The sequence below is a fragment of the Caulobacter endophyticus genome (assembly GCF_003116815.1).
Classification (GTDB): domain Bacteria; phylum Pseudomonadota; class Alphaproteobacteria; order Caulobacterales; family Caulobacteraceae; genus Caulobacter; species Caulobacter endophyticus.
This window is the reverse complement of sequence record NZ_QDKQ01000058.1, coordinates 1-20,197: the sequence shown is the minus strand read 5'-3', so window position 1 is coordinate 20,197 and position 20,197 is coordinate 1. Positions and strand designations below refer to the sequence as shown.

Genomic DNA, 20,197 nt, shown 5'->3' with positions numbered 1-20,197 from the left:
CCAAGGGGGGAGGATTTATGGATCACGGAACCGGCCAGCGTTCGGCCGTGCGTTCGACGACGCGGGCGAGGAAGGCCACGAGGTCGGAGCCCATGTCGGGGGTGAAGGCTTCGGGGTCGGTGGAACCGAAGGCCAGGACGCCCTGGCGCGAGGGCTCCCAAAGAGCCATGCGGACCAGGGCCATGCTGCGGATGGTGTCGAGCTTGTCGCCGAAGAGGCCGAGCGCGGGCGCGAAGAAGCCCATGCGGGCCACGCCATGGTCGCCCATGATCATGTCGACCTGGCCGTCGACCAGGGCGTGCCAGCCGGCGGGAACGCGGGCGGGGCCTTCCAGGGCCACCGTGCCGGCGGCCAGGCTGAAGCGCAGGGCGGCCATCTCGTCGACGCGGCGGGCCAGATCCGAATGGTTGCGGGCGTCCAGCAGGTCGATGACCGCGGCGTGCACCTGGGCCTGGGCCGACATGTTGGCGCGGGCGGTGTCCTCGATGGTCTTGCGCACCTCGGCCTCGCGCTCGCGGGCGGCGGCGGCGCGGGCGATGGCGACGTGGCCGAACTCGACGACGTTGCCGGTGTCGAGCTTGAGGCCAAGGTCGGTGAGCAGGTCGGTGTCCTCGCGCAGCAAATCGGGCTGTTCACGCAGGAAATCGCGGACCAGATCGGGATCGATCTGCGGCTGGACCATCGCCTGGCTGGATTCGCTCATGACCCCTCACACATCGGTTCACCTGCACGCGTCAGGCGAGGCCGATGAAGCCCTGTTTCGGTTAACGCCGGCTTGATGACAGCGTTGGCTTTCGCTCGCCAGGCGCCTCGACGCGGCGACGTTTCCGTTGCAGAAGGCGGGTCTCATGCCGCGCATCGCCTCCGTCCTGCTGCCCATGCCGCTGCCCGAGGCCTTCGACTACGCCGAGCCGGAGGGCCTGGAGCTGGCCGTCGGCGACCACGTGTCGGTGCCGCTGGGCCCGCGCACCGTGCGCGGCGTGGTCACCGCCCTGCGCGACGGCGTCGGCGGCAACCGCCGCCTCAAGCCCGTGCTGAACCGCGTGGACGATCCGCGCCTGCCGGCCAATGTCATCACCTTCGTCGAATGGGCCGCGCGCTACAGCGTCGATGTGCCTGGCTGGCCGCTGGCCATGGCCCTGCGCGGTCTGCGCCATCCACCGGCAAAGCCTGAAAAGGCCGTCGCCCTGACCGGCGTCCAGCCCGGCCGCATGACGCCGGCCCGCTTGAAGGTGCTGGCCGCTGCGCAAGCCGGCCCGCTGAGCGCCGCGGAGCTTGCCCGCCAGGCCGGGGTCTCGGCCGGGGTGGTCAAGGGCCTGGTCGACGAGGGCGCGCTGGAGCCCGTTCTGGTCGCCGCCGACGAAAGCATCGCCCAGCCCGACCTCACCCTGCCGGCCCAGACCCTGAACCCGAGTCAAAAGGCCGCAGCCGACGAAATGGCCGACATGCTGGCGGCCGGCGGCTTCCAGGCCGCGCTGCTGGACGGCGTCACCGGCTCGGGCAAGACCGAGGTCTATCTGGAGGTCGCCGCCGCCGCGCTGGAGGCCGATCCGGCCGCCCAGGTGCTGGTGCTGCTGCCCGAGATCGCCCTGACCCAGGCCGTCATGGGCCGCTTCGAGCAGCGCTTCGGCGCGGCCCCGATCGAGTGGCACTCGGGCGTGTCGCCGCCGCGCCGTCGCCGGGCCTGGGAGGCCGTGGCCGACGGCCGGGCCCGCATCGTGGTCGGCGCCCGCTCGGCGCTGTTCCTGCCGTTTACGAACCTTGCGCTGATCGTCGTCGACGAAGAGCACGACGGCTCGTTCAAGCAGGAAGAGGGCTTCATCTATCAGGCCCGCGACCTGGCGGTGGCCAGGGCCAAGATCGAGGGCGCGCTGGTGGTGCTGGCCAGCGCCACGCCGTCGCTTGAAAGCCTGTGGAACGCCCATCAGGGCCGCTATCGCTGGCTGAGACTGGGCGCGCGCCACGGGACGGCGCAACTGCCCGACGTGCACCTGATCGACATGCGGGCCACTCCGCCCGAGCCCGGCCGCTGGCTTTCGCCGACCCTGGTCAAGGCCGTGTCTCTGACCCTGCAGAAGGGCGAGCAGTCCCTGCTGTTCCTCAACCGCCGGGGCTATGCGCCGCTGGTGCTCTGCCGGGCCTGCGGCGAGAAGCTGAAGTCGCCCGACAGCGACAGCTGGCTGGTCGAGCACCGCTACACCGGGCGCCTTGTCTGCCACCTGACCGGCTTTTCGATGAAGAAGCCCGAGGCCTGCCCGCACTGCGGGGCCAAGGACAGTCTCGTCTCCATCGGTCCCGGGGTGGAGAGGGTGGAGGAGGAGGCGCGCTACCTGTTCCCCGACGCACGCATCGCGGTCTTCTCGTCGGACACGGTGTTCGATCCCGCAGGCGCCCGGGCGCTGGTGGACTCGATGGCGGCGGGCGAGATCGACATCCTGGTGGCCACCCAGGCCGCCGCCAAGGGCCACAACTTCCCCAACCTGACCCTGGTGGGCGTGATCGACGCCGACCTCTCCTTGCGCGGCGGGGACCTGCGGGCGGGCGAGCGCACCTTCCAGCTGCTGGCCCAGGCGACGGGGCGCGCCGGTCGTCATGAAAAGCCCGGCCGCGCCTATCTGCAGACCTATTCGCCAGAACACGCAGTGCTGCAGGCGCTGAAGGCCCAGGATCGCGACGCCTTCGTCGAGGCCGAGATGGCCATGCGCGAGGAGGCCGGCCTGCCGCCGTTCGGACGCCTGGCCGCGGTGATCGCCTCGGGTCCTGACGCCGAGGCGCTGGAGGCCTATGTCCAGACCCTGGCCGCGGCGACGCCAAACGCCGAGGGCGTGGAGGTCTACGGCCCGGCCGATGCGCCGCTGGGCCTGGTGCGCGGTCGCCGCCGCAAGCGCTTTCTGGTGCGGGCCGGCCGCAATGTCGACCTGCCGGGCTTCATGGCCGCATGGCGCGCGCGGGCCAAGATCCCGAACTCGGTGCGGGTGACGATCGACATCGACCCGTACAGCTTCCTTTGATCCGGAGCCCTGCTCCTCCCCCGAGAAACGGGGGAGGTGGCGCGGCGCTATCAGCGCCGTGACGGAGGGGGCGAGGGACGAAGCGCCTAGCCCGGTCGCGCCCCCTCCACCGCTTCGCGGTCCCCCTCCCCCGCAAGCGGGGGAGGAAAAGATAGGCGGCGCCCCGAAGGCGTCAGCCCACGGCCTCTTCCTTCTCCAGCACCGGCTCGGCCGCAGGCATCCGCGAGCGCAGCGGCAGGGCCGGGACGAAGAAGATCACGATCACGCCCAGCACGATGACCAGCAGGGCCGCCTGCATCACGCCGCTGACGGCGAAGGCCAGCGCCTGGCCCAGCGCCGGGTCGCGCTGGCCGGTTCCCAGCGCCGCGCCTTCCAGCGCCAGGCCCTGCAGGGCGCCGAGGTCGAGCTTGCCGCCGCCGTAAGCGGCCAGCCGCGTCGTCAGCAGCGCTCCGGCCACGGCCACGCCCACCGTCGAGCCGATCTGTCGGAAGAACTGGTTGGAGCTGGTGGCCACGCCGATGTCGCGCGGCGACACCGCGTTCTGGGTGGCCAGGTTGAAGAGGCTCTGGTTGGGTCCCAGGCCCACGCCGACCACGAGCAGCAGCAGGCACAGCAGATAGAGGTGCTGGATTCCGGCCAGGTGCGTCATCGGGATCACGCCGACCAGCAGCAGCACCGCCCCGCCCAGCATGAACGGCTTGTACTTGCCTGTGCGCGTGACCAGCTGGCCCGACACCGACGAGCCGACGATCAGACCGCCCATCAGCGGCAGCATGGCCAGGCCCGAGGTGGTGGCGTCGACGCCCAGGCCCAGCTGCATGTAGAGCGGCAGGAACACCGCCACCCCCATGAAGGCCATGGAGATCAGGAACGCCGCCAGGTTGGCGGTGACGAAGGTCTTGTTCCTGAAGAGATGCAGCGGAACGATCGGATTCGACACCCGGCTCTCGACATAGACGAAGAGGCCCAGCGCCACGGCCGCGCCGACGAACAGGCCCACGCTCTGGGGCGAGGCCCAGGCGATGTCGTGGCCGCCCAGGCTGAGCGCCAGCAGCAGCGGCACGAAGGCGGCGATCAGCAGGGCCGCGCCCAGGAAGTCGATGGCGCCCGAGCGCTGGTGCGGCAGGGCCGGCATCTTCACCAGGATCATGAACAGCGACAGCAGGCACAGCGGCAGGTTCACGTAGAACACCCAGCGCCAGCCGGCGATCACGTGGCCGGCCAGGGTGACCGTGCCGTGGTCGGTGAAATAGCCGCCGATCAGCGGGCCCAGCACGCTGGAAAGCCCGAACACCGAGCCGAATATGCCGGCGAACTTGCCCCGCTCGCGCGGCGGATAGAGGTCTGCGATGATCGCGAAGGCGGTGGTGAAGAGCGCGCCGCCGCCGATCCCCTGCAGGGCGCGGAAGACGATCAGCTGCACCATGCCGCTCATGCCGGCGATGGTCCCGAACTCGCCCGACAGGCCCGACAGCCACGAGCCGACCATGAAGATCGAGATGCCGACGACGAGCACGGGCTTGCGGCCGTAGATATCGCCCAGCTTGCCCCAGATCGGCACCATCACCGTCGAGCTCAGCAGGTAGGCGGTGGTCACCCAGGAATAGAGCGTCAGGCCATGCAGTTCGGAGATGATCCGCGGCATGGCGGTGGACACGATCGTCTGGTCCAGCGCGCTGAGCAGGAAGACGATCATCAGGCCGGCCAGGGTGGTGCGGCGTTCGGCGTCGGTGAAGTTGCCGGTCATGCAAGGGTCCGTGCAGCGTGGTCGCCCCGCCTAGCACGGTTCGCCCGCGCAGGCGGAGAGGGAACGCGCAAGAGGTCGAGGGGCGGGCGTTCGCGGTCCCAAACAAAAACCCCGCCGGACGGGCCGGCGGGGTTCTGGAAGTTCAGGGAGGTTACGCCCCCAAGTACGCGGGGCGGTTACGCGATCAGAATTCTTCCCAGTCGTCGCTGCTGGCGGCCGGGGCCGACGAGGCGAAGGCGGCCAGCTTGGCCTGGGCCGAGCGGACCGGATTGACGCCCGGGCGGCTGTCGGCGCCGGCCAGCGACACCGCCGGCTTGGCTGCGGCCGGGGCCGGACGCGAGACCGGGGGCGGCGGGGCCGCGGCGCGGCGGGTCGAACCACCGCCGGCCGAGGCGCGGCGGGCTTCGGCGCCCGAGACCTGGAAGCGCGAGATCATCTGCATCAGGCCGTTGGCCTCGCCCTTCAGCGAGTGGCTGGCGGCCGTCGACTGCTCGACCATGGCGGCGTTCTGCTGGACGGTCTGGTCCATCTGGTTGACGGCGGCGTTGACCTGGTTGAGGCCGGTGGCCTGCTCCTGGCCCGAGGCCGCGATCTCGCTGACCAGGGCGTCGATCTCGCCGACCTTGCTGACGATGGCCTGCAGGGCCTCGCCGGTCTGGCCGACCATCGACACGCCCTGATTGACCTGCTGCGACGAGGTCGAGATCAAGGTCTTGATCTCCTTGGCGGCCTCGGCCGAGCGCTGGGCCAGGGCCCGCACTTCCTGGGCGACGACCGCGAAGCCCTTGCCCGCGTCGCCGGCGCGAGCGGCCTCGACGCCTGCGTTCAGGGCCAGAAGGTTGGTCTGGAAGGCGATCTCGTCGATCACGCCGATGATCTGGCTGATCTCGGTCGAGGACTTTTCGATCTGCTGCATGGCGTCCACGGCGCCCTTGACGACGACGCTGGAGCGTTCGGCGTCGGCGCGGGTCGAGCCGACCACGCGCGAGGCTTCCTGGGCGCCGGTCGAGCTGCGGCGGACGGTGGCGGTGATCTCGTCGAGGGCGGCGGCGGTTTCTTCCAGGCTGGCGGCCTGCTGCTCGCTGCGGCGCGACAGGTCGTCGGCGGCCGAGGCGATCTCGTCGCTGCCGGCGCCGATGCCGTTGGCGGCGTGGACGATGGTGCGCATCGCCTCTTCCATCTGGGCGATGGCGCCGTTGAAGTCCGATTGCAGGCGCTTGTAGTCGGCCGGGAAATTGGCCTCGACGCGATAGGTCAGGTCGCCCTCGGCCAGGCGGTTCAGGCCCGTGGCGATCTCTTCCATCACGAAGGCCTGCTCCTTGGCGGCGGCTTCGCGAACCTGTTCGTTGCGGCGGCGCTCGGCCTCGGTCTCGGCGGCGGCGCGCTGCTGGGCGGCCTCGGCGGTGCGCAGGGCCAGGGCGTTGTCCTTGAACACCTGGACCGAGCGGGCCATGGCGCCGACCTCGTCACGACGCTGGGCGCCGTTGACTTCGACGTCCACCGAACCCTGGGCCAGGATTTCCATGGTCCTGGACAGCTGGACCAGCGGACGCGAGATCTTGGCGCGGCCGATCCACACGGCGTAGGCCAGGGCGGCGGCGGCCGAGATCAGGCCGAACAGCAGGGTGATGATGATGCCCGTCTGGGCGTCCTTCTGGGCCTTGCCGATGATCGCCTTGGTGTCGTTGGTGTGCTTGTCGGTCCAGTCGGACACGTCCTTGGTCAGGGCGGTGATGTCCGGGTCGATCACGGCCATGACCATGATGCCGGCCTCGTTGGCGTCCTGCAGGCCAAGATCGGCGCCCTGGCGGCCGCTGTCGTAGACCTTCTTGAAGCGGTTGCGGAAGCCGGCGACGTCCTTGGCGGTCGACGGGTCGGCCTTGACCACGGCGTCGAGGCGCTCGTTGCCGCTCTTCAGGGCGTCGTCGATCTCCTGCGAGGCCTGCTTGGCCGCGTCGGACGCGCCCTCGTTGGCGACGGTGCGATAGGCGGCGTAGCCGATAGTGGCGACGCGGCGGTTGAAGCGGGCCATTTCCAGTTCGGCCGGGGCGCGCTGCTGCACGATGTTGGACGCGGCGGCTTCCAGCTTCTTTTGCTGCCACACGCCGAGGCCGACGCAGGCGACGGCGACGAGCGCCAGCACGATGGCCGGCAGCATCACCTTGGTGGCGATCTTCAGATCGTCGAGCTTCATCAGGACTGTCCCGCTTTCAGCGTCCTCCCGCGCGCACTCGGCTTCGCGGAGGTGTTTCATCTTTGGACCCACAAATCAGGGTGCGCGGTAAAAGCGTGGTTAAGCGCGGCGTTTTCCCCAAGACGCGCGACTCCTTGTCGCAGGGCGAACGGTGATTTTTCCGCCTGCCGGGGGCGCGCGCGAAAATCGGGCTTCTGTGAAGGCGAGCACAGTCGTGTCGCAACTTCAGCGTCAGTTTCCCGACATTCGGGGCCGACGAGCGTCCGAGGGGAGGCCGACATGACCAAGCGACCCAACATCCTGCTGATCACCTGCGACCAGTATCGCTTTCCGCGCTTCTCGTACGGCGCCGCCCATGGCCTGGCCGAGGGGCTGAAGGACGTGCTGGGCTTCCAGCCGCTGAAGCCGGACAACGACTACATCCAGCATTTTCCCGGCCTTGCCGCCCTGCGCGACAACGCCGTGCTGCTGGCCAACCACACCATCGCCGCCAGCGCATGCACGCCCAGCCGTACGGTGATCTATACCGGCCAGTACGGTACGCGCACCGGCGTGACCCAGACCGACGGCCTGTTCAAGAGCGGGGATTCGCCCAACTTTCCCTGGCTGGCGGAAGGCGGCATCCCGACCCTGGGCAACTGGATGCGGCAGGCCGGCTACACCACTCACTACTTCGGCAAGTGGCACGTCAGCGACCCGGTCCGGCATTCGCTGGAGGACTTCGGCTTCGACGACTGGGAGGAAAGCTGGCCCGAGCCGCACGGGGCGGCGATCAACAATCTGGGCCTCTATCGCGACGCGGGCTTCTCCGACACCGCCTGCGCCTTCATCCGCCGCCAGGCCCTGGCGGTGAACTACGACCGCGCCGTGGCCACCGCCCAGTCGCACGACCCGTACGCCTCCGGTCCCGATCCGGCGAACCTGAAGCCGTGGTTCGCCGTGGCCTCCTTCACCAATCCGCACGACATCGCCACCTATCCGGCGGTGATCGGCCAGGCCCTGCCCACGCCCGACGGCGGCGGCGTGCAGGGGATCTTCAATCCGCTGACCGTGCCCCTGCAGGGCCAGGCGACGCCGCCGCCCAATGGCGGCACGGCCCTGGTTCCGCTGAACCCGGGCGGCTTCCCGCAGGACTGCGGCCGAGTTCCCCAGACCTGGGACGAGGACCTGTCGACCAAGCCCTCGGCCCAGCAGGACTACGCCTGGAAGATGGGCCTGGCGCTCAATTCCAAGACCGGCTTCAACGTCGCGCGCGGCATGGGGATCACCGACACCGACAAGGCCCTGGAGGCGGCCGCCGACATTGCCCTGCAGGGGCCGATCCCGTTCCAGCTGACCGATGATCCGCGCGGCGGGGTCAAGGCCTTTGTCCAGCTCTATGGCTGGCTGCACAGCGTGGTCGACGTCCACATCGCCGCGGTGCTGGAGACGCTGGAGGCCACGGGCCAGGCCGACAACACCATCGTCGTCTTCCTAACCGACCACGGCGAGATGGCCGGCGCCCACGGCATGATGCTGGAGAAGTGGCACACGGCCTATCAGGAGGTGCTGCACGTGCCGGTGGTCGTGCGCTTCCCGCCGGGACTGGCGCCGGCCGGCCTGCCTGACGGCGTTCCTCTGGCCAAGGAGGCCCTGACCAGCCACGCCGACATCGTGCCGACCATCCTGGGCCTGGCGGGCGTGGGCGAGGCCGAGCGCGACGCCATCGCTTCCGTGCTGGCCAAGACCCGTCCCGTGCCGCCGTTGCCGGGCGCCAACCTGGCGCCGCTGATCCGCGGCGAGACCGAGCGGGTGATCGAGCCGGACGGTAGCGAGCGGCAGGGCGTGCTGTTCATCACCGACGACGAGATCACTGCGCCCTCGCCGCCGCTCAACAACCCGCACAACACCAAGTGCGAGAAGGAGTACGCGGTGTTCGACGCGGCGGTCGAGAAGGTGCGCAAGGGCAATCCGCTGCGGCCGCCGGTCGATATCGCCCCCGGCTCGGTGCGCCAGCCCAACCATGTTCGCTCGCTGCGCACCCTGACCCACAAGCTGACCCGTTATTTCGACCCGTCCGGCCGGGTGGGTCAGGAGTGGGAGATGTACGACCTGGTCGCCGATCCCAACGAGACGACCAACCTCGTCTACGTGCAGGCCGATCCGCCCAAGGCGAGGCTCGACCCGGCCCTGCAGCCTGAAGTCGACCGCCTGGCCGCCCTGCTGGCGGCGCTGGAGGCGCGGGACCTCAGCTGAGGACGTCCCGAAACGACATCACCCCGGAGGCGGGCCTCCGGGGTGACTGAGCTCTCTATCTCTAAGGTCAGGTCGAAATCAGAAGATCTCGAACAGGCCCGCAGCCCCCATGCCGCCGCCGATGCACATGGTCACCACGCCCAGCTTGGCCTTGCGGCGCTTGCCTTCCAGCAGCAGGTGGCCGGCGCAGCGGGCGCCGGTCATGCCGAAGGGGTGGCCGATGGCGATCGAGCCGCCGTTGACGTTGTACTTCTCCGGATCGATGCCCAGGCGGTCGCGGCTGTAGAGGCACTGGCTGGCGAAGGCCTCGTTCAGTTCCCACAGGTCGATGTCGTCGACCTTCAGGCCGTGACGTTCGAGCAGGCGCGGCACGGCGAACACGGGACCGATGCCCATCTCGTCGGGCTCGCAGCCGGCGATGGCGAAGCCCTTGAACAGGCCCAGCGGCTCCAGATTGCGGCGGGCGGCCTCCTTGGCCTCCATCACCACCACGGCGGCCGCGCCGTCCGACAGCTGGCTGGCGTTGCCGGCCGTGATGAAGTTGCCGGGACCCTTGACCGGCTCCAGCTTGGCCAGGCCCTCAAGGGTGGTTTCGGGACGATTGCATTCGTCCTTGGTGACCACGTAGTCGACCAGGCTCTCTTCCTTGGTCTCCTTGTTGACCACCTTCATCTTGGTGGCCATCGGCACGATCTCGTCGTCGAACAGGCCGGCGGCCTGGGCGGCGGCGATCCGCTGCTGGCTGCGCAGGGCGTACTCGTCCTGATACTCGCGGCTGACGCCGTAGCGCTTGGCGACGATGTCGGCGGTGTCGATCATCGCCATCCACAGGGCCGGCTTTTCCTTCATCAGCTTGTCTTCGGTGATGTGGAAGCGGTTCATGTGGCCGCCGCCCTGCACCAGCGAGATCGACTCCACCCCGCCGCCGATCGCCACCGGAGCGCCGTCGTTGCGGACGTAGTTGGCGGCGGTCGCAATCGCTTGCAGGCCCGACGAGCAGAAGCGGTTGACGGTCTGGCCCGAGGTGGTCACCGGCAGGCCGGCCCAGATGGCGGCGTTGCGCGCCACGTTCATGCCGGTGGCGCCTTCGGGGCCGCCGCAGCCCAGAACCACGTCCTCGACCTCGGCGCCTTCCAGGCCGGCGCGGCTGACGGCGTGCTGGATAGCGTGGCCGGCCATGGCCGCGCCGTGGGTGTTGTTGAAGCCGCCGCGATTGGACTTGGCCAAGCCCGTCCGGGCGTAGGAGACGATGACCGCTTCGCGCATGGCGCTTCTTCCCTGTTTAAACGTTAGTTTGAATTGCCGTCACCGTAGGCCGGAAATTCGCCGGGGGGAAGATCACGTAAGCGTAAGCCTGGGTTCAGCGCAGGATGGTCGGGGCGTCGGACAGCTCGTTGCGGTCGTCGCCAGCGGGGCGGGGCGCATGCTCGGCCAGGATCGCGCCGGCCCGGCCGACCGCGGCGACGAAGCCGTCGGCCACGTCGCCGGCCTTCAGGCCCGCCACGAGTTCGGCGACCACGCCGCTCCAGGCGTCCTTAGGCGCCAGGCCGTGGATTCCCTCGTCGGCCAGCACCTCGACATGATGCTCGGCCAGGGCCGCGAAGATCAGCACGCCGGTGCGGCCTTCCGTGGCCCGCAGGTCGCTGGACAGGAAATAGTGCTCGGCGGCGCGATGCACGCGCTGATGGGCGTTCTCGCCGGTGGGCAGCCGGACGCGGATCGCCGGGATCGACAGCACCGCCGCCGCCAGGGCGAACACGCTCGCCTGCAAGGCCAGGTAGACCAGCAGCGCCGACAGGATCGCGCCGTCCTGGGCGGCGGCGTGGCCGACGCTCCAGCCGCCGAACAGGCGTGTCAGCGCCTCGGGCCGCAGGCCGGCCAGCAGGGCCAGGGCCGGCAGCAGCAGGGCCGCGCCCGCCGCCCAGGCCAGCACCGGGGCGGGGCGATCGGGGACGACGCGCGGAGCGATCACGCAACGGATCTCGCCGATCGTGGCGGCCTCGGCCGCGCGCACGGCGGCCGCGATGCGGTCCTGCTCGGCCTTGGTAAGAATGTCGCCCATCACCAGCTCCCCGAGGATCCGCCGCCGCCGAACGAGCCGCCGCCGCCGGAGAACCCGCCGCCGCCTCCGCCGCCGCGGCCGCTGCTGCTGAGGGCGTTGATCAGGATCCAGGGCAGGGCCTCGCCCACGGCCGCGCCCAGGCCGCTGCGCCGCCGGCGCCGGCCGAACATCGCCCGCAGGATCATGACGCCGACGATCACGGCGATGAAGATCGCCACGATGGGCACGCCGCCGCCGCCGTCCTGGCGCTCGCCTTCCGCGGCCTGGGCGACCTGGGCCCTGGCCTCGCCGTCGGGCAGGGACAGCTGCTTAACGATGGCGTCGGTCCCGGCGACGATGCCGCCCTCCATGTCGCCCGCCCTGAAGCGGGGCAGGATGGCGCTCTGAATGATGACGCTGGACAGGGCGTCGGTCAGCACCGGCTCCAGGCCGTAGCCGACCTCGATGCGGACCTTGCGCTCGGCGGGCGCGACGATCAGCAGGGCGCCGGTGTTCCTGTCCTTCTCGCCGATCCCCCAGGCGCGGCCGAGCTGGTAGCCGTAGTCCTCGATCTCGTAGCCCTGCAGGCTGGACAGGGTGGCGACCACCAGCTGGCGGCCGGTCTGTTTCTCCAGCGTCGCCAGCTGGTCGGTCAGCTGCTGCTCGGCCTGGGGCGACAGGATGTTCGCTTGGTCGACCACCCGGCCGCTCAGCGGCGGGAAGGTCGGGGCGGCCAGTGCGGCGGTGGCGGAAACAATAAGGGTGACGACCGCGAAGGCGAGGACGGTCAGCCAGTTCCTCCCCCGCCCGCGGGGGAGGCGTTGGACGGTGGTCGCCGTCACCCTAGTGCGCCGGGGCCGGCTGGGCCGGAGCAGGCGTGGGGGCGGCGGGGGCGTCGAAGCTGACGGTCGGGGCGGTCTGGGCCGCGGCCGAGGCCTCGAACAGCTGGGCCGGCTTCTGGCCGCCATAGACGGTCTTGGCCCAGAGGATGGTCGGGAAGGTGCGCAGGGACGTGTTGTAGACCCGCGCGGTCTCGTTGTAGTCGCGCCGCGCGATGGTGATGCGGTTCTCGGTGCCTTCCAGCTGGCTCTGCAGGGCCAGGAAGTTCTGGTTCGACTTCAGGTCCGGATACTGCTCCTGGATAACCATCAGCCGGCCCAGCACGCCGGTCAGCTGGTCCTGGGCGGCTGCGTACTTCTGGAAGGCGGCCGGGTCGGTGATGGTCGAGGCGTCGACCTTGACCTGGGTCGCGCTGGCGCGGGCCTGGGTCACCGAGGTCAGGACGTCCTTCTCCTGGGCGGCGTAGCCCTTCACGGTGGCCACCAGGTTGGGGATCAGGTCCGAGCGGCGCTGGTACTGGTTCTGCACCTCGGCCCAGGCGGCCTTGGTCTTCTCGTCCTGGGTGGGGATGGTGTTGATCCCGCAGCCGGCCAGGGAGACGGCGATGGCGGCGGAGGCAAGGGCCAGGCGGGCCGGCGAACGCAGCTGCGACATGAAGGGTCCCTCGTAGGGCGGCTCGCGGCCGCCGATCGCACTTATATGGCCCGTCTCCGGCTCGCGTCATCCGCGCATCGGATTAACTCGTGTCCATGCGGGGCTTAACTCCGTCTTGACCAGACGGGTTCAGGATCGCCCGCATGATCCTGATGGTCGCCTTCGCCCTGGTGGGAGCCCTGCTCGGGCTCTTCTGGCGCCCCCGCTTCGTGGGGGTGGTGGTCGCCGTCGTGCTCGCCGGCGTGGTGCAGGGGATCGCCGCGTGGTCGCTGCAGATCCTGTCCGAGCAGGTCAATCGCGAGCATCTGCTGGGCCAGCTGCACGCCATCTTCGGCGAGACCGCCATCGATTTCGCCGGCCCGGTGCTCGCCGCCGCCGTCGGCGCGGTGTTCGCCGCCCTGCTGGGCGGACTGACCGACGCCCGCCGGCCGCCGGTGGTGGTCACCGCCGACGGTCTGCGCCGCAAGGCCGGCAAGGACGGCCGCTTCGCCCGCATGGAAGGCATGGTCCAGGACCGCGCCATCCACGCCAAGGCCGAGAGCCGGATCGACTCCATCCTCGGGCTCTGAAAGCCGGAAATCTCAGTTTCGAAAAAATATGCGCACGCGAACGAAAATCGGCTTGCGCGATTTCTGAACGCTGATATCTAAGCAGTGCTTAGTTCGGTTTCGAGGCGTCGGTGGGGATACCGGCGCCATGTCCATGAAGGACAGCATCCCGCGGGACCGGGCGGCCAGTACAGCTTACGCCGCGATCATCGATCATTCCATCATCCCCGAAGCTGGAGGGCTTTTCCCATGAAGCTCCGCGCCCTGGCGGCTGTCGCCGCCCTGTCCGTTTCCGCGCTCGTCGCCGTTCCCGCCCTGGCCGATGGCCGCCTGGTGGTCACCCTCGAAAAGCCCGTCTTGGCCAAGACCAAGATCGTCGCCGGCGGCGCCGTCTTCGTCTGCGAGGACGCAGCCTGCGTCGCCACCTCGGCCCCGTCGCGGGCCCTCAGCGTCGCCTCGTGCAAGGCGCTGGCGAAAGAGGCCGGCCGGGTCTCGGCCTTCGGCGGCGACGCCAAGGCCCTGGCCGCCGAAGAGCTGGAGCGCTGCAACGCCTCGGCCAAGGCCGCCTGAGGTCCTCCATTCGTAAGCGTGCCCCCCAGAGGCGTCTTTCTCTGGCTGTTTCCTCGAACATTCGCCTGATGGGGCGGCGGAGCGCTTCCGCCGCCCTTTTTCTTTCGCCCGGCCTTATTCCTCTTCACTGCAAGGATTAGATTTCGGCATGACCCAGTCTCTGACCGTCCAGCTCGAAGAGGCCCTGCGCCAGGCCGCCGGCGCCGACGCCGCGCCCGTGTCGGTCACGATCGATTACGCGGGGCGAGGCCAGGCCGGGGAAAGCGCCCGCGGATGGGTCGAGCGGGCCACGCGCAGCCTTGTGTTCGCCCAGGCCGAGGCCCGCGCCGCCGACGGGTCTCTGGCTGGTGCGGCCTCGGCCGTGTTCCGCCGCGTCAACGTCTGACGGATAAACACATTTTTTCGCGAACTTGGCCGAACACGATCACCTCGGCTTGGTTGCGACTGCGAACACCCCGTGTTATCAGGCGCCGGGCTTCGGGAAGGGCAGCGTGTGAGCGCGGGCCGCCCGTGCGCTTTTCTCAAGCGCTAACAAGTCTTTAAGTCGGGAAGAGGGGGCAGCTTCTCTTCCGCGGCGATTGCAACGCACACCGGGCGGAACAAGTGGCGGAAGAAACCAAGGCGACGGATGCGGGTCAGCGTTATGCGCAGTCCCTGTTCGAACTGACGATCGAAGGCGGCAACCTGGCGAAGGTCGAGAGCGACCTGAAGGCCCTGAAGGGTCTGATCGCCGACAGCGCCGACCTGCGCCGTCTGCTCGACTCGCCGGCGTTCTCGGCCGAGGACAAGGCCAAGGGCCTGACCGCCGTCGCCGTAAAGGCCGGTTTCGATATCCTGACTGCCAAGTTCCTGGGCCTGATCGCCACCAACGGCCGCGCCGCCGAGCTGATCGGCGCGATCAACGCCTTCGTGGCGCTGTCGGCCAAGCACCGCGGCGTGGTCGCCGCCGAGGTCACCTCGGCCGCTCCGCTGAGCGCCGCCCAGCTGAAGGCCGTCACGGCCGCCGTGTCGAGCGCGCTCGGCCAGACCCCTGAAATCTCGACCCGCGTCGACCCGTCCATCCTGGGCGGCGTCAAGGTGCGCGTCGGTTCCCGACTGTTCGACGCTTCGGTTCGCTCGAAGCTCGATTCCCTGAAATTCGCCCTCAAGCGCGCCTAAGCGTATAACCGCGCAAAAACGTACGTACGCAGAGAGCCTCAAGAAAGAGCCCGACCCAGCCATGGATATCCGCGCCGCCGAAATCTCGGCCATCCTCAAGTCGCAGATCGCCAACTTCGGCGAGGAAGCCGCCGTCTCGGACGTCGGTCAGGTCCTGTCGGTGGGTGACGGCATCGCCCGCATCTACGGCCTGGACAACGTCCAGGCCGGTGAAATGGTCGAATTCCCGAAGGCCGGCGTGAAGGGCATGGCCCTGAACCTCGAGCGCGACAACGTCGGCGCCGTGATCTTCGGCGCTGACGCCGAGATCCGCGAAGGCGACGAAGTCCGCCGCCTCGGCGAGATCGTCGACGTGCCGGTCGGCAAGGGCCTGCTGGGCCGCGTCGTCAACCCGCTGGGCGAGCCGATCGACGGCAAGGGCCCGATCCAGTACACCGAGCGTCGCCGCGTCGACGTGAAGGCCCCGGGCATCATCCCGCGCAAGTCGGTGCACGAGCCCGTGCAGACCGGACTGAAGTCGATCGACACCCTGATCCCCGTCGGCCGCGGCCAGCGCGAACTGATCATCGGCGACCGTCAGACCGGCAAGACCGCCGTCGCCATCGACACCATCCTGAACCAGAAGGCCGCCAACGCCGGCAAGGACGAGAGCGCCAAGCTCTACTGCGTCTACGTCGCCATCGGCCAGAAGCGCTCGACCGTCGCCCAGATCGTCAAGACCCTGGAAGAGCACGGCGCCCTGGAATACACCATCGTCGTCGTGGCCTCGGCCTCGGAGCCGGCCCCGCTGCAGTACCTGGCCCCGTTCGCCGGCTGCGCCATGGGCGAGTGGTTCCGCGACAACGGCCTGCACGGCCTGATCATCTATGACGATCTGTCCAAGCAAGCCGTCGCCTACCGTCAGATGTCGCTGCTGCTGCGCCGCCCGCCGGGCCGCGAAGCCTATCCGGGCGACGTGTTCTACCTGCACTCGCGCCTGCTGGAACGCGCCGCGAAGCTGAACGAAGACAACGGTTCGGGCTCGCTGACGGCTCTGCCGATCATCGAAACCCAGGCCAACGACGTGTCGGCCTACATCCCGACCAACGTGATCTCGATCACCGACGGCCAGATCTTCCTGGAAACCGACCTGTTCTACCAAGGCATCCGCCCGGCCGTGAACGTCGGCATCTCGGTGTCGCGCGTCGGCTCGTCCGCCCAGATCAAGGCGATGAAGCAGGTCGCCGGTCCGATTAAGGGCGAGCTGGCCCAGTATCGTGAAATGGCCGCCTTCGCGAAGTTCGGTTCGGACCTCGACGCCTCGACCCAGAAGATGCTGGCTCGCGGCGAGCGCCTGACCGAGCTGCTGAAGCAGCCGCAATACGCGCCGCTGTCGGTCGAAGAGCAGGTCTGCGTGATCTACGCCGGCACCCGCGGCTATCTCGACAAGATCCCGACCTCGTCGGTGCGTCGCTTCGAGACCGAGTTCCTGGCCCGCCTGCACAGCCAGCACCAGGACCTGCTGACCGGCATCGCCACCAAGAAGGCCCTCGACAAGGACCTGGAAGCGTCGCTGAAGAGCGCGCTCGAGGCCTTCTCGTCGACCTTCGCCTAAGCCCCCTCGGAACCGCTCGGAGAGAGTAGCGCCGAATGGCCAGCTTGAAGGAAATGCGCAATCGGATCTCGAGCGTCAAAGCGACGCAAAAGATCACGAAGGCGATGCAGATGGTGGCGGCTGCCAAGCTGCGCCGGAGCCAGGACGCGGCCGAAGCCGCCCGTCCTTACGCCCGGCGTCTGGCCAGCGTCATCGCCAATCTCGCGACCGGCGTGTCGGGCGACGGCGCTCCGGCGCTGCTAGCCGGCACCGGCCGCGACGACCGTCACCTGGTGGTGGTGGCTGCTGCGGACCGCGGTCTGGCCGGCGGCTTCACCTCGTCGATCGTGCGCGCGGCCCGCGCCCACATCGACGGGCTGATCGCCCAGGGCAAGGACGTGAAGATCGTCTGCGTCGGCAAGAAGGTGACCGCCCAGCTGAAGCGCCCCTACGGCGACAAGGTGGTGGAGAACTTCGACCTGTCGGCCTACCGCCAGATCACTCTGTCGGTCGCTCAGCCGATCGCCGACGTCGTCACCAAGCTCTACGAAGCCGGCGACATCGACGTCGTCACGCTGTTCTACAGCCGCTTCCGTTCGGTGGTGCAGCAGGTTCCGACCGCGCTGCAGCTGATCCCGGCCGTGGTCGAGGGCGGCGAGCCCGCGTCCGGTCCGGCCGCGGTCTACGAGTACGAGCCCTCGGAAGAGGCCATCCTCGAGACCCTGCTGCCGCGCAACCTGACGGTCCAGATCCTGTCGGCGCTGCTCGACAACATGGCCGGCTTCTACGCCAGCCAGATGACGGCGATGGACAACGCCACGCGGAACGCGGGCGACATGATCAAGCGCTACACCCTCGAGTACAACCGTTCCCGCCAGGCCCAGATCACCAAGGAGCTGATCGAGATCATCTCCGGCGCCGAAGCCGTCTGATCTAGCCTAACGCCAAAAACGCACGCAGAGACGCACGAAAGACCCGCACGCCATGGCCAAGACCCCTGCTAAGGCTCCCGAAGCCGCCGCTGAAAAGCCGGCCGCCGCCAAGAAGCCCGCCGCCCCGAAGGCCGCCGCCGCCGCTCCGGCCGCTGCTGCTGCTCCCAAGGCTCCGGCCGCCAAGAAGCCGGCCGCTCCGAAGGCCGCCGCCGCCCCGACGGCTGCTGCTCCGGTGGCCGGCGAAGCCACCGGCAAGCTGGTTCAGATCATCGGCGCCGTCGTCGACATCGAGTTCACCGGCGCCCTGCCGGCGATCCTGAACGCCGTCGAGACCACCAACACCGCCACCGGCCAGCGCCTGGTGTTCGAAGTCGCCCAGCACCTGGGCCAGAACACCGTCCGCGCCATCGCCATGGACGCCACCGAAGGTCTCGTCCGCGGCCAGGCCGTGCGCGACACCGGCGAAGCCATCCGCGTTCCGGTCGGTCCGGGCACGCTGGGCCGCATCATGAACGTCATCGGCGAGCCGATCGACGAGCAGGGCCCGATCCAGTCGGACCTGTCGCGCCCGATCCACCGCGACGCCCCGACCTTCGCCGAGCAGACCAACACCGCTGAAGTGCTGGTCACCGGCATCAAGGTCATCGACCTGATGTGCCCCTACACCAAGGGCGGCAAGATCGGCCTGTTCGGCGGCGCCGGCGTCGGCAAGACCGTGACGATGCAGGAACTGATCAACAACATCGCCAAGGCTTACGGCGGTTACTCGGTTCTGGCCGGCGTGGGCGAACGCACCCGCGAAGGCAACGACCTCTATCACGAGATGATCGAGAGCAACGTCAACGTCGACCCGAAGGCCAACAACGGCTCGACCGAAGGCAGCCGCTGCGCCCTGGTCTACGGCCAGATGAACGAACCCCCGGGCGCCCGCGCCCGCGTCGCCCTGACCGGCCTGTCGATCGCGGAATACTTCCGCGACGAAGAAGGCAAGGACGTGCTGCTGTTCGTCGACAACATCTTCCGCTTCACCCAAGCCGGCGCCGAAGTGTCGGCTCTGCTGGGCCGCATCCCCTCGGCCGTGGGCTACCAGCCCACCCTGGCCACCGAGATGGGCAACCTGCAGGAGCGCATCACCTCGACCAACAAGGGTTCGATCACCTCGGTCCAGGCCATCTACGTTCCCGCCGACGACCTGACCGACCCGGCCCCGGCCGCTTCGTTCGCCCACCTGGACGCCACCACCGTTCTGTCGCGCGACATCGCCGCCCAGGCCATCTTCCCGGCCGTCGACCCGCTGGACTCGACCTCGCGGATCATGGACCCGCTGGTCATCGGCGAAGAGCACTACACGGTCGCTCGCCGCGTCCAGGAAGTGCTCCAGCAGTACAAGGCCCTAAAGGACATCATCGCCATCCTCGGCATGGACGAGCTGTCGGAAGAGGACAAGCTGACGGTCGCCCGCGCCCGTAAGATCAGCCGCTTCCTGAGCCAGCCGTTCCACGTGGCCGAGCAGTTCACCAACACGCCGGGCGCCTTCGTCCAGCTGAAGGACACGATCCGCTCGTTCAAGGGCATCGTGGACGGTGAATACGACCACCTGCCGGAAGGCGCCTTCTACATGGTCGGCCCGATCGAGGAAGCCGTGGCCAAGGCCGAGAAGATGGCGGCGGAAGCCTGATGCAAGAGGAAGACGGCGATCTGGCCCACTTCTGTTGCGACGAGCTGGAGGACGCGGTGTCTTCGGACGCCGAGGCCTCCCTCATCGAGCACGATAGCGGCCTGATCCTGTTGAACCTGGGTCAACGGGAAGCCGATGGCGAGACGGGCACGGTCCTGACCACCATCCGCTTCTGTCCGTTCTGCGGCACCGAGATCCAGACCGACGAAGACATCGAAGCGGCCCTGGGCGCCGTGGAGACCTACGACTGATGGCCAAGCTGCACTTCTCCCTCGTCGCGCCCGAGCGCGAACTGTTCTCGGCCGACGTCGACCAGGTCGACGCTCCGGGCACGGAAGGCGATTTCGGCGTCCTGCCGAACCACGCCCCGTTCATGACCACGCTGCGCGAGGGCCGGGTGACGGTCCGCGACGGCGCGACCGTCAAGCTGTTCGACATCCAGGGCGGTTTCGCGGACGTCGGTCCCGACGGCTTCACGATCCTGGCCGAGCACGCGGTGGAAGTGGCCTCGTAAGAGCCGCTTCTGTCCGAAGAGTTCGAAAGCGCCTCCATCCGAAAGGGTGGGGGCGTTTTCTTTTGTCCCTCTCCCCTTGCGGGAGAGGGTGGCCTCGCGTCGCGAGGTCGGGTGAGGGGTCTCTCAGATCCTTCCGAAAATGGCTTTCGACCCCTCATCCGTCGACCTTCGGTCGCCACCTTCTCCCGCAAGGGGAGAAGGATCGGAGGCCTCCGATCGAAAAAATTACGTTTGTGACCCCATCTGCGCCGCAATCGGCCACCATAAGGGTTGCGAGGGAACGCCTGTCGGTTTTAATGCCGACCTCCAGTCTCTAGGGGATATCCGACCTATGCGCCTTGCGCTCGCCAGCCTGATCGCCCTCGGCGTCGTTTCGACCGCCGTCGCCCAGGAGCAGCCCGCTCCCGCCGCCGCCCCGGCTCCCGCCCCGGCCGCCGCGCCCGCTGATCAGGCCGCGCCTGCCGATCAAGCCGCGCCCGTCGTCCCGGCGCCCGCCGCCGGC

At 68.9% G+C, this 20,197-nt stretch carries 18 protein-coding genes and 1 pseudogene; 12 read left to right on the top strand and 7 right to left on the bottom strand.

Annotation, left to right across the window (positions count from 1 at the left end; genetic code table 11):
* Positions 1 to 22: 22 nt before the first annotated feature.
* A complete protein-coding gene (locus DDF67_RS17470; RefSeq protein ID WP_109102126.1) occupies positions 23 to 703 on the bottom strand; it encodes a DUF484 family protein in 681 nt (226 codons plus the stop codon).
* 145 nt (positions 704 to 848) lie between these two features.
* Here DDF67_RS17470 and DDF67_RS17465 point away from each other — a divergent pair, with 145 nt between their 5' ends.
* Positions 849 to 3,011, top strand: coding sequence for a primosomal protein N' (locus tag DDF67_RS17465; protein ID WP_109102125.1), 2,163 nt, complete (start codon positions 849 to 851; stop codon positions 3,009 to 3,011).
* Positions 3,012 to 3,183: 172 nt separating this feature from the next.
* On the opposite strand, the gene DDF67_RS17460 is transcribed toward DDF67_RS17465, so the two are convergent.
* The gene (locus tag DDF67_RS17460) at positions 3,184 to 4,758 is read right to left on the bottom strand and encodes an MDR family MFS transporter (RefSeq protein ID WP_109102124.1); all 1,575 of its coding nucleotides are present in this window, start codon (positions 4,756 to 4,758) and stop codon (positions 3,184 to 3,186) included.
* A gap of 184 nt (positions 4,759 to 4,942) precedes the next feature.
* Complete coding sequence (locus DDF67_RS17455) at positions 4,943 to 6,952, bottom strand: methyl-accepting chemotaxis protein (RefSeq protein ID WP_109102123.1); 2,010 nt, start codon at positions 6,950 to 6,952, stop codon at positions 4,943 to 4,945.
* A 279-nt stretch (positions 6,953 to 7,231) separates the two neighbouring features.
* Between DDF67_RS17455 and DDF67_RS17450 the strand changes: the two genes are divergently transcribed.
* The gene (locus tag DDF67_RS17450; RefSeq protein WP_109102122.1) at positions 7,232 to 9,187 is read left to right on the top strand and encodes a sulfatase-like hydrolase/transferase; all 1,956 of its coding nucleotides are present in this window, start codon (positions 7,232 to 7,234) and stop codon (positions 9,185 to 9,187) included.
* A gap of 78 nt (positions 9,188 to 9,265) precedes the next feature.
* Here DDF67_RS17450 and DDF67_RS17445 read toward each other — a convergent pair whose 3' ends face one another.
* From DDF67_RS17445 to DDF67_RS17430, 4 genes are all read right to left on the bottom strand, one after another.
* Positions 9,266 to 10,453 carry an acetyl-CoA C-acyltransferase gene (locus DDF67_RS17445; protein ID WP_109102121.1) on the bottom strand — a complete coding sequence of 396 codons (1,188 nt, stop codon included), beginning with the start codon at positions 10,451 to 10,453 and terminating at the stop codon, positions 9,266 to 9,268.
* A 94-nt stretch (positions 10,454 to 10,547) separates the two neighbouring features.
* The gene (locus DDF67_RS17440) at positions 10,548 to 11,249 is read right to left on the bottom strand and encodes a TPM domain-containing protein (RefSeq protein WP_109102120.1); all 702 of its coding nucleotides are present in this window, start codon (positions 11,247 to 11,249) and stop codon (positions 10,548 to 10,550) included.
* On the bottom strand, positions 11,249 to 12,070 hold the full coding sequence (locus tag DDF67_RS17435; protein WP_408608620.1) for a TPM domain-containing protein: 822 nt from the start codon (positions 12,068 to 12,070) through the stop codon (positions 11,249 to 11,251). The genes DDF67_RS17440 and DDF67_RS17435 overlap by 1 nt, the downstream gene beginning before the upstream one ends.
* A 1-nt stretch (position 12,071) precedes the next feature.
* Positions 12,072 to 12,722 carry a LemA family protein gene (locus DDF67_RS17430; protein WP_109102119.1) on the bottom strand — a complete coding sequence of 217 codons (651 nt, stop codon included), beginning with the start codon at positions 12,720 to 12,722 and terminating at the stop codon, positions 12,072 to 12,074.
* A 143-nt stretch (positions 12,723 to 12,865) separates the two neighbouring features.
* On the opposite strand from DDF67_RS17430, the gene DDF67_RS17425 reads away from it, so the two are divergent.
* From DDF67_RS17425 to DDF67_RS25785, 10 genes and pseudogenes are all read left to right on the top strand, one after another.
* A complete protein-coding gene (locus tag DDF67_RS17425; protein WP_233247689.1) occupies positions 12,866 to 13,291 on the top strand; it encodes a hypothetical protein in 426 nt (141 codons plus the stop codon).
* A 228-nt stretch (positions 13,292 to 13,519) separates the two neighbouring features.
* Complete coding sequence (locus DDF67_RS17420) at positions 13,520 to 13,840, top strand: CC_3452 family protein (RefSeq protein WP_109102118.1); 321 nt, start codon at positions 13,520 to 13,522, stop codon at positions 13,838 to 13,840.
* A gap of 148 nt (positions 13,841 to 13,988) precedes the next feature.
* Complete coding sequence (locus tag DDF67_RS17415) at positions 13,989 to 14,225, top strand: hotdog family protein (protein ID WP_109102117.1); 237 nt, start codon at positions 13,989 to 13,991, stop codon at positions 14,223 to 14,225.
* Positions 14,226 to 14,443: 218 nt separating this feature from the next.
* On the top strand, positions 14,444 to 14,998 hold the full coding sequence (locus DDF67_RS17410) for a F0F1 ATP synthase subunit delta (protein WP_109102116.1): 555 nt from the start codon (positions 14,444 to 14,446) through the stop codon (positions 14,996 to 14,998).
* Between the two features lie 61 nt (positions 14,999 to 15,059).
* On the top strand, positions 15,060 to 16,592 hold the full coding sequence (gene atpA / locus DDF67_RS17405) for a F0F1 ATP synthase subunit alpha (RefSeq protein WP_109102115.1): 1,533 nt from the start codon (positions 15,060 to 15,062) through the stop codon (positions 16,590 to 16,592).
* A 35-nt stretch (positions 16,593 to 16,627) separates the two neighbouring features.
* On the top strand, positions 16,628 to 17,503 hold the full coding sequence (locus DDF67_RS17400) for a F0F1 ATP synthase subunit gamma (protein ID WP_109102114.1): 876 nt from the start codon (positions 16,628 to 16,630) through the stop codon (positions 17,501 to 17,503).
* Positions 17,504 to 17,555: 52 nt separating this feature from the next.
* Positions 17,556 to 19,181, top strand: coding sequence for a F0F1 ATP synthase subunit beta (atpD, locus tag DDF67_RS17395; protein WP_109102113.1), 1,626 nt, complete (start codon positions 17,556 to 17,558; stop codon positions 19,179 to 19,181).
* On the top strand, positions 19,181 to 19,432 hold the full coding sequence (locus DDF67_RS17390; RefSeq protein ID WP_058347723.1) for a hypothetical protein: 252 nt from the start codon (positions 19,181 to 19,183) through the stop codon (positions 19,430 to 19,432). Before atpD ends, DDF67_RS17390 begins: the two co-directional genes overlap by 1 nt.
* A complete protein-coding gene (locus tag DDF67_RS17385) occupies positions 19,432 to 19,695 on the top strand; it encodes an ATP synthase F1 subunit epsilon (protein ID WP_109102112.1) in 264 nt (87 codons plus the stop codon). Before DDF67_RS17390 ends, DDF67_RS17385 begins: the two co-directional genes overlap by 1 nt.
* A 331-nt stretch (positions 19,696 to 20,026) precedes the next feature.
* Positions 20,027 to 20,197 (top strand): annotated as a pseudogene (locus tag DDF67_RS25785) (hypothetical protein); the annotation flags it as partial.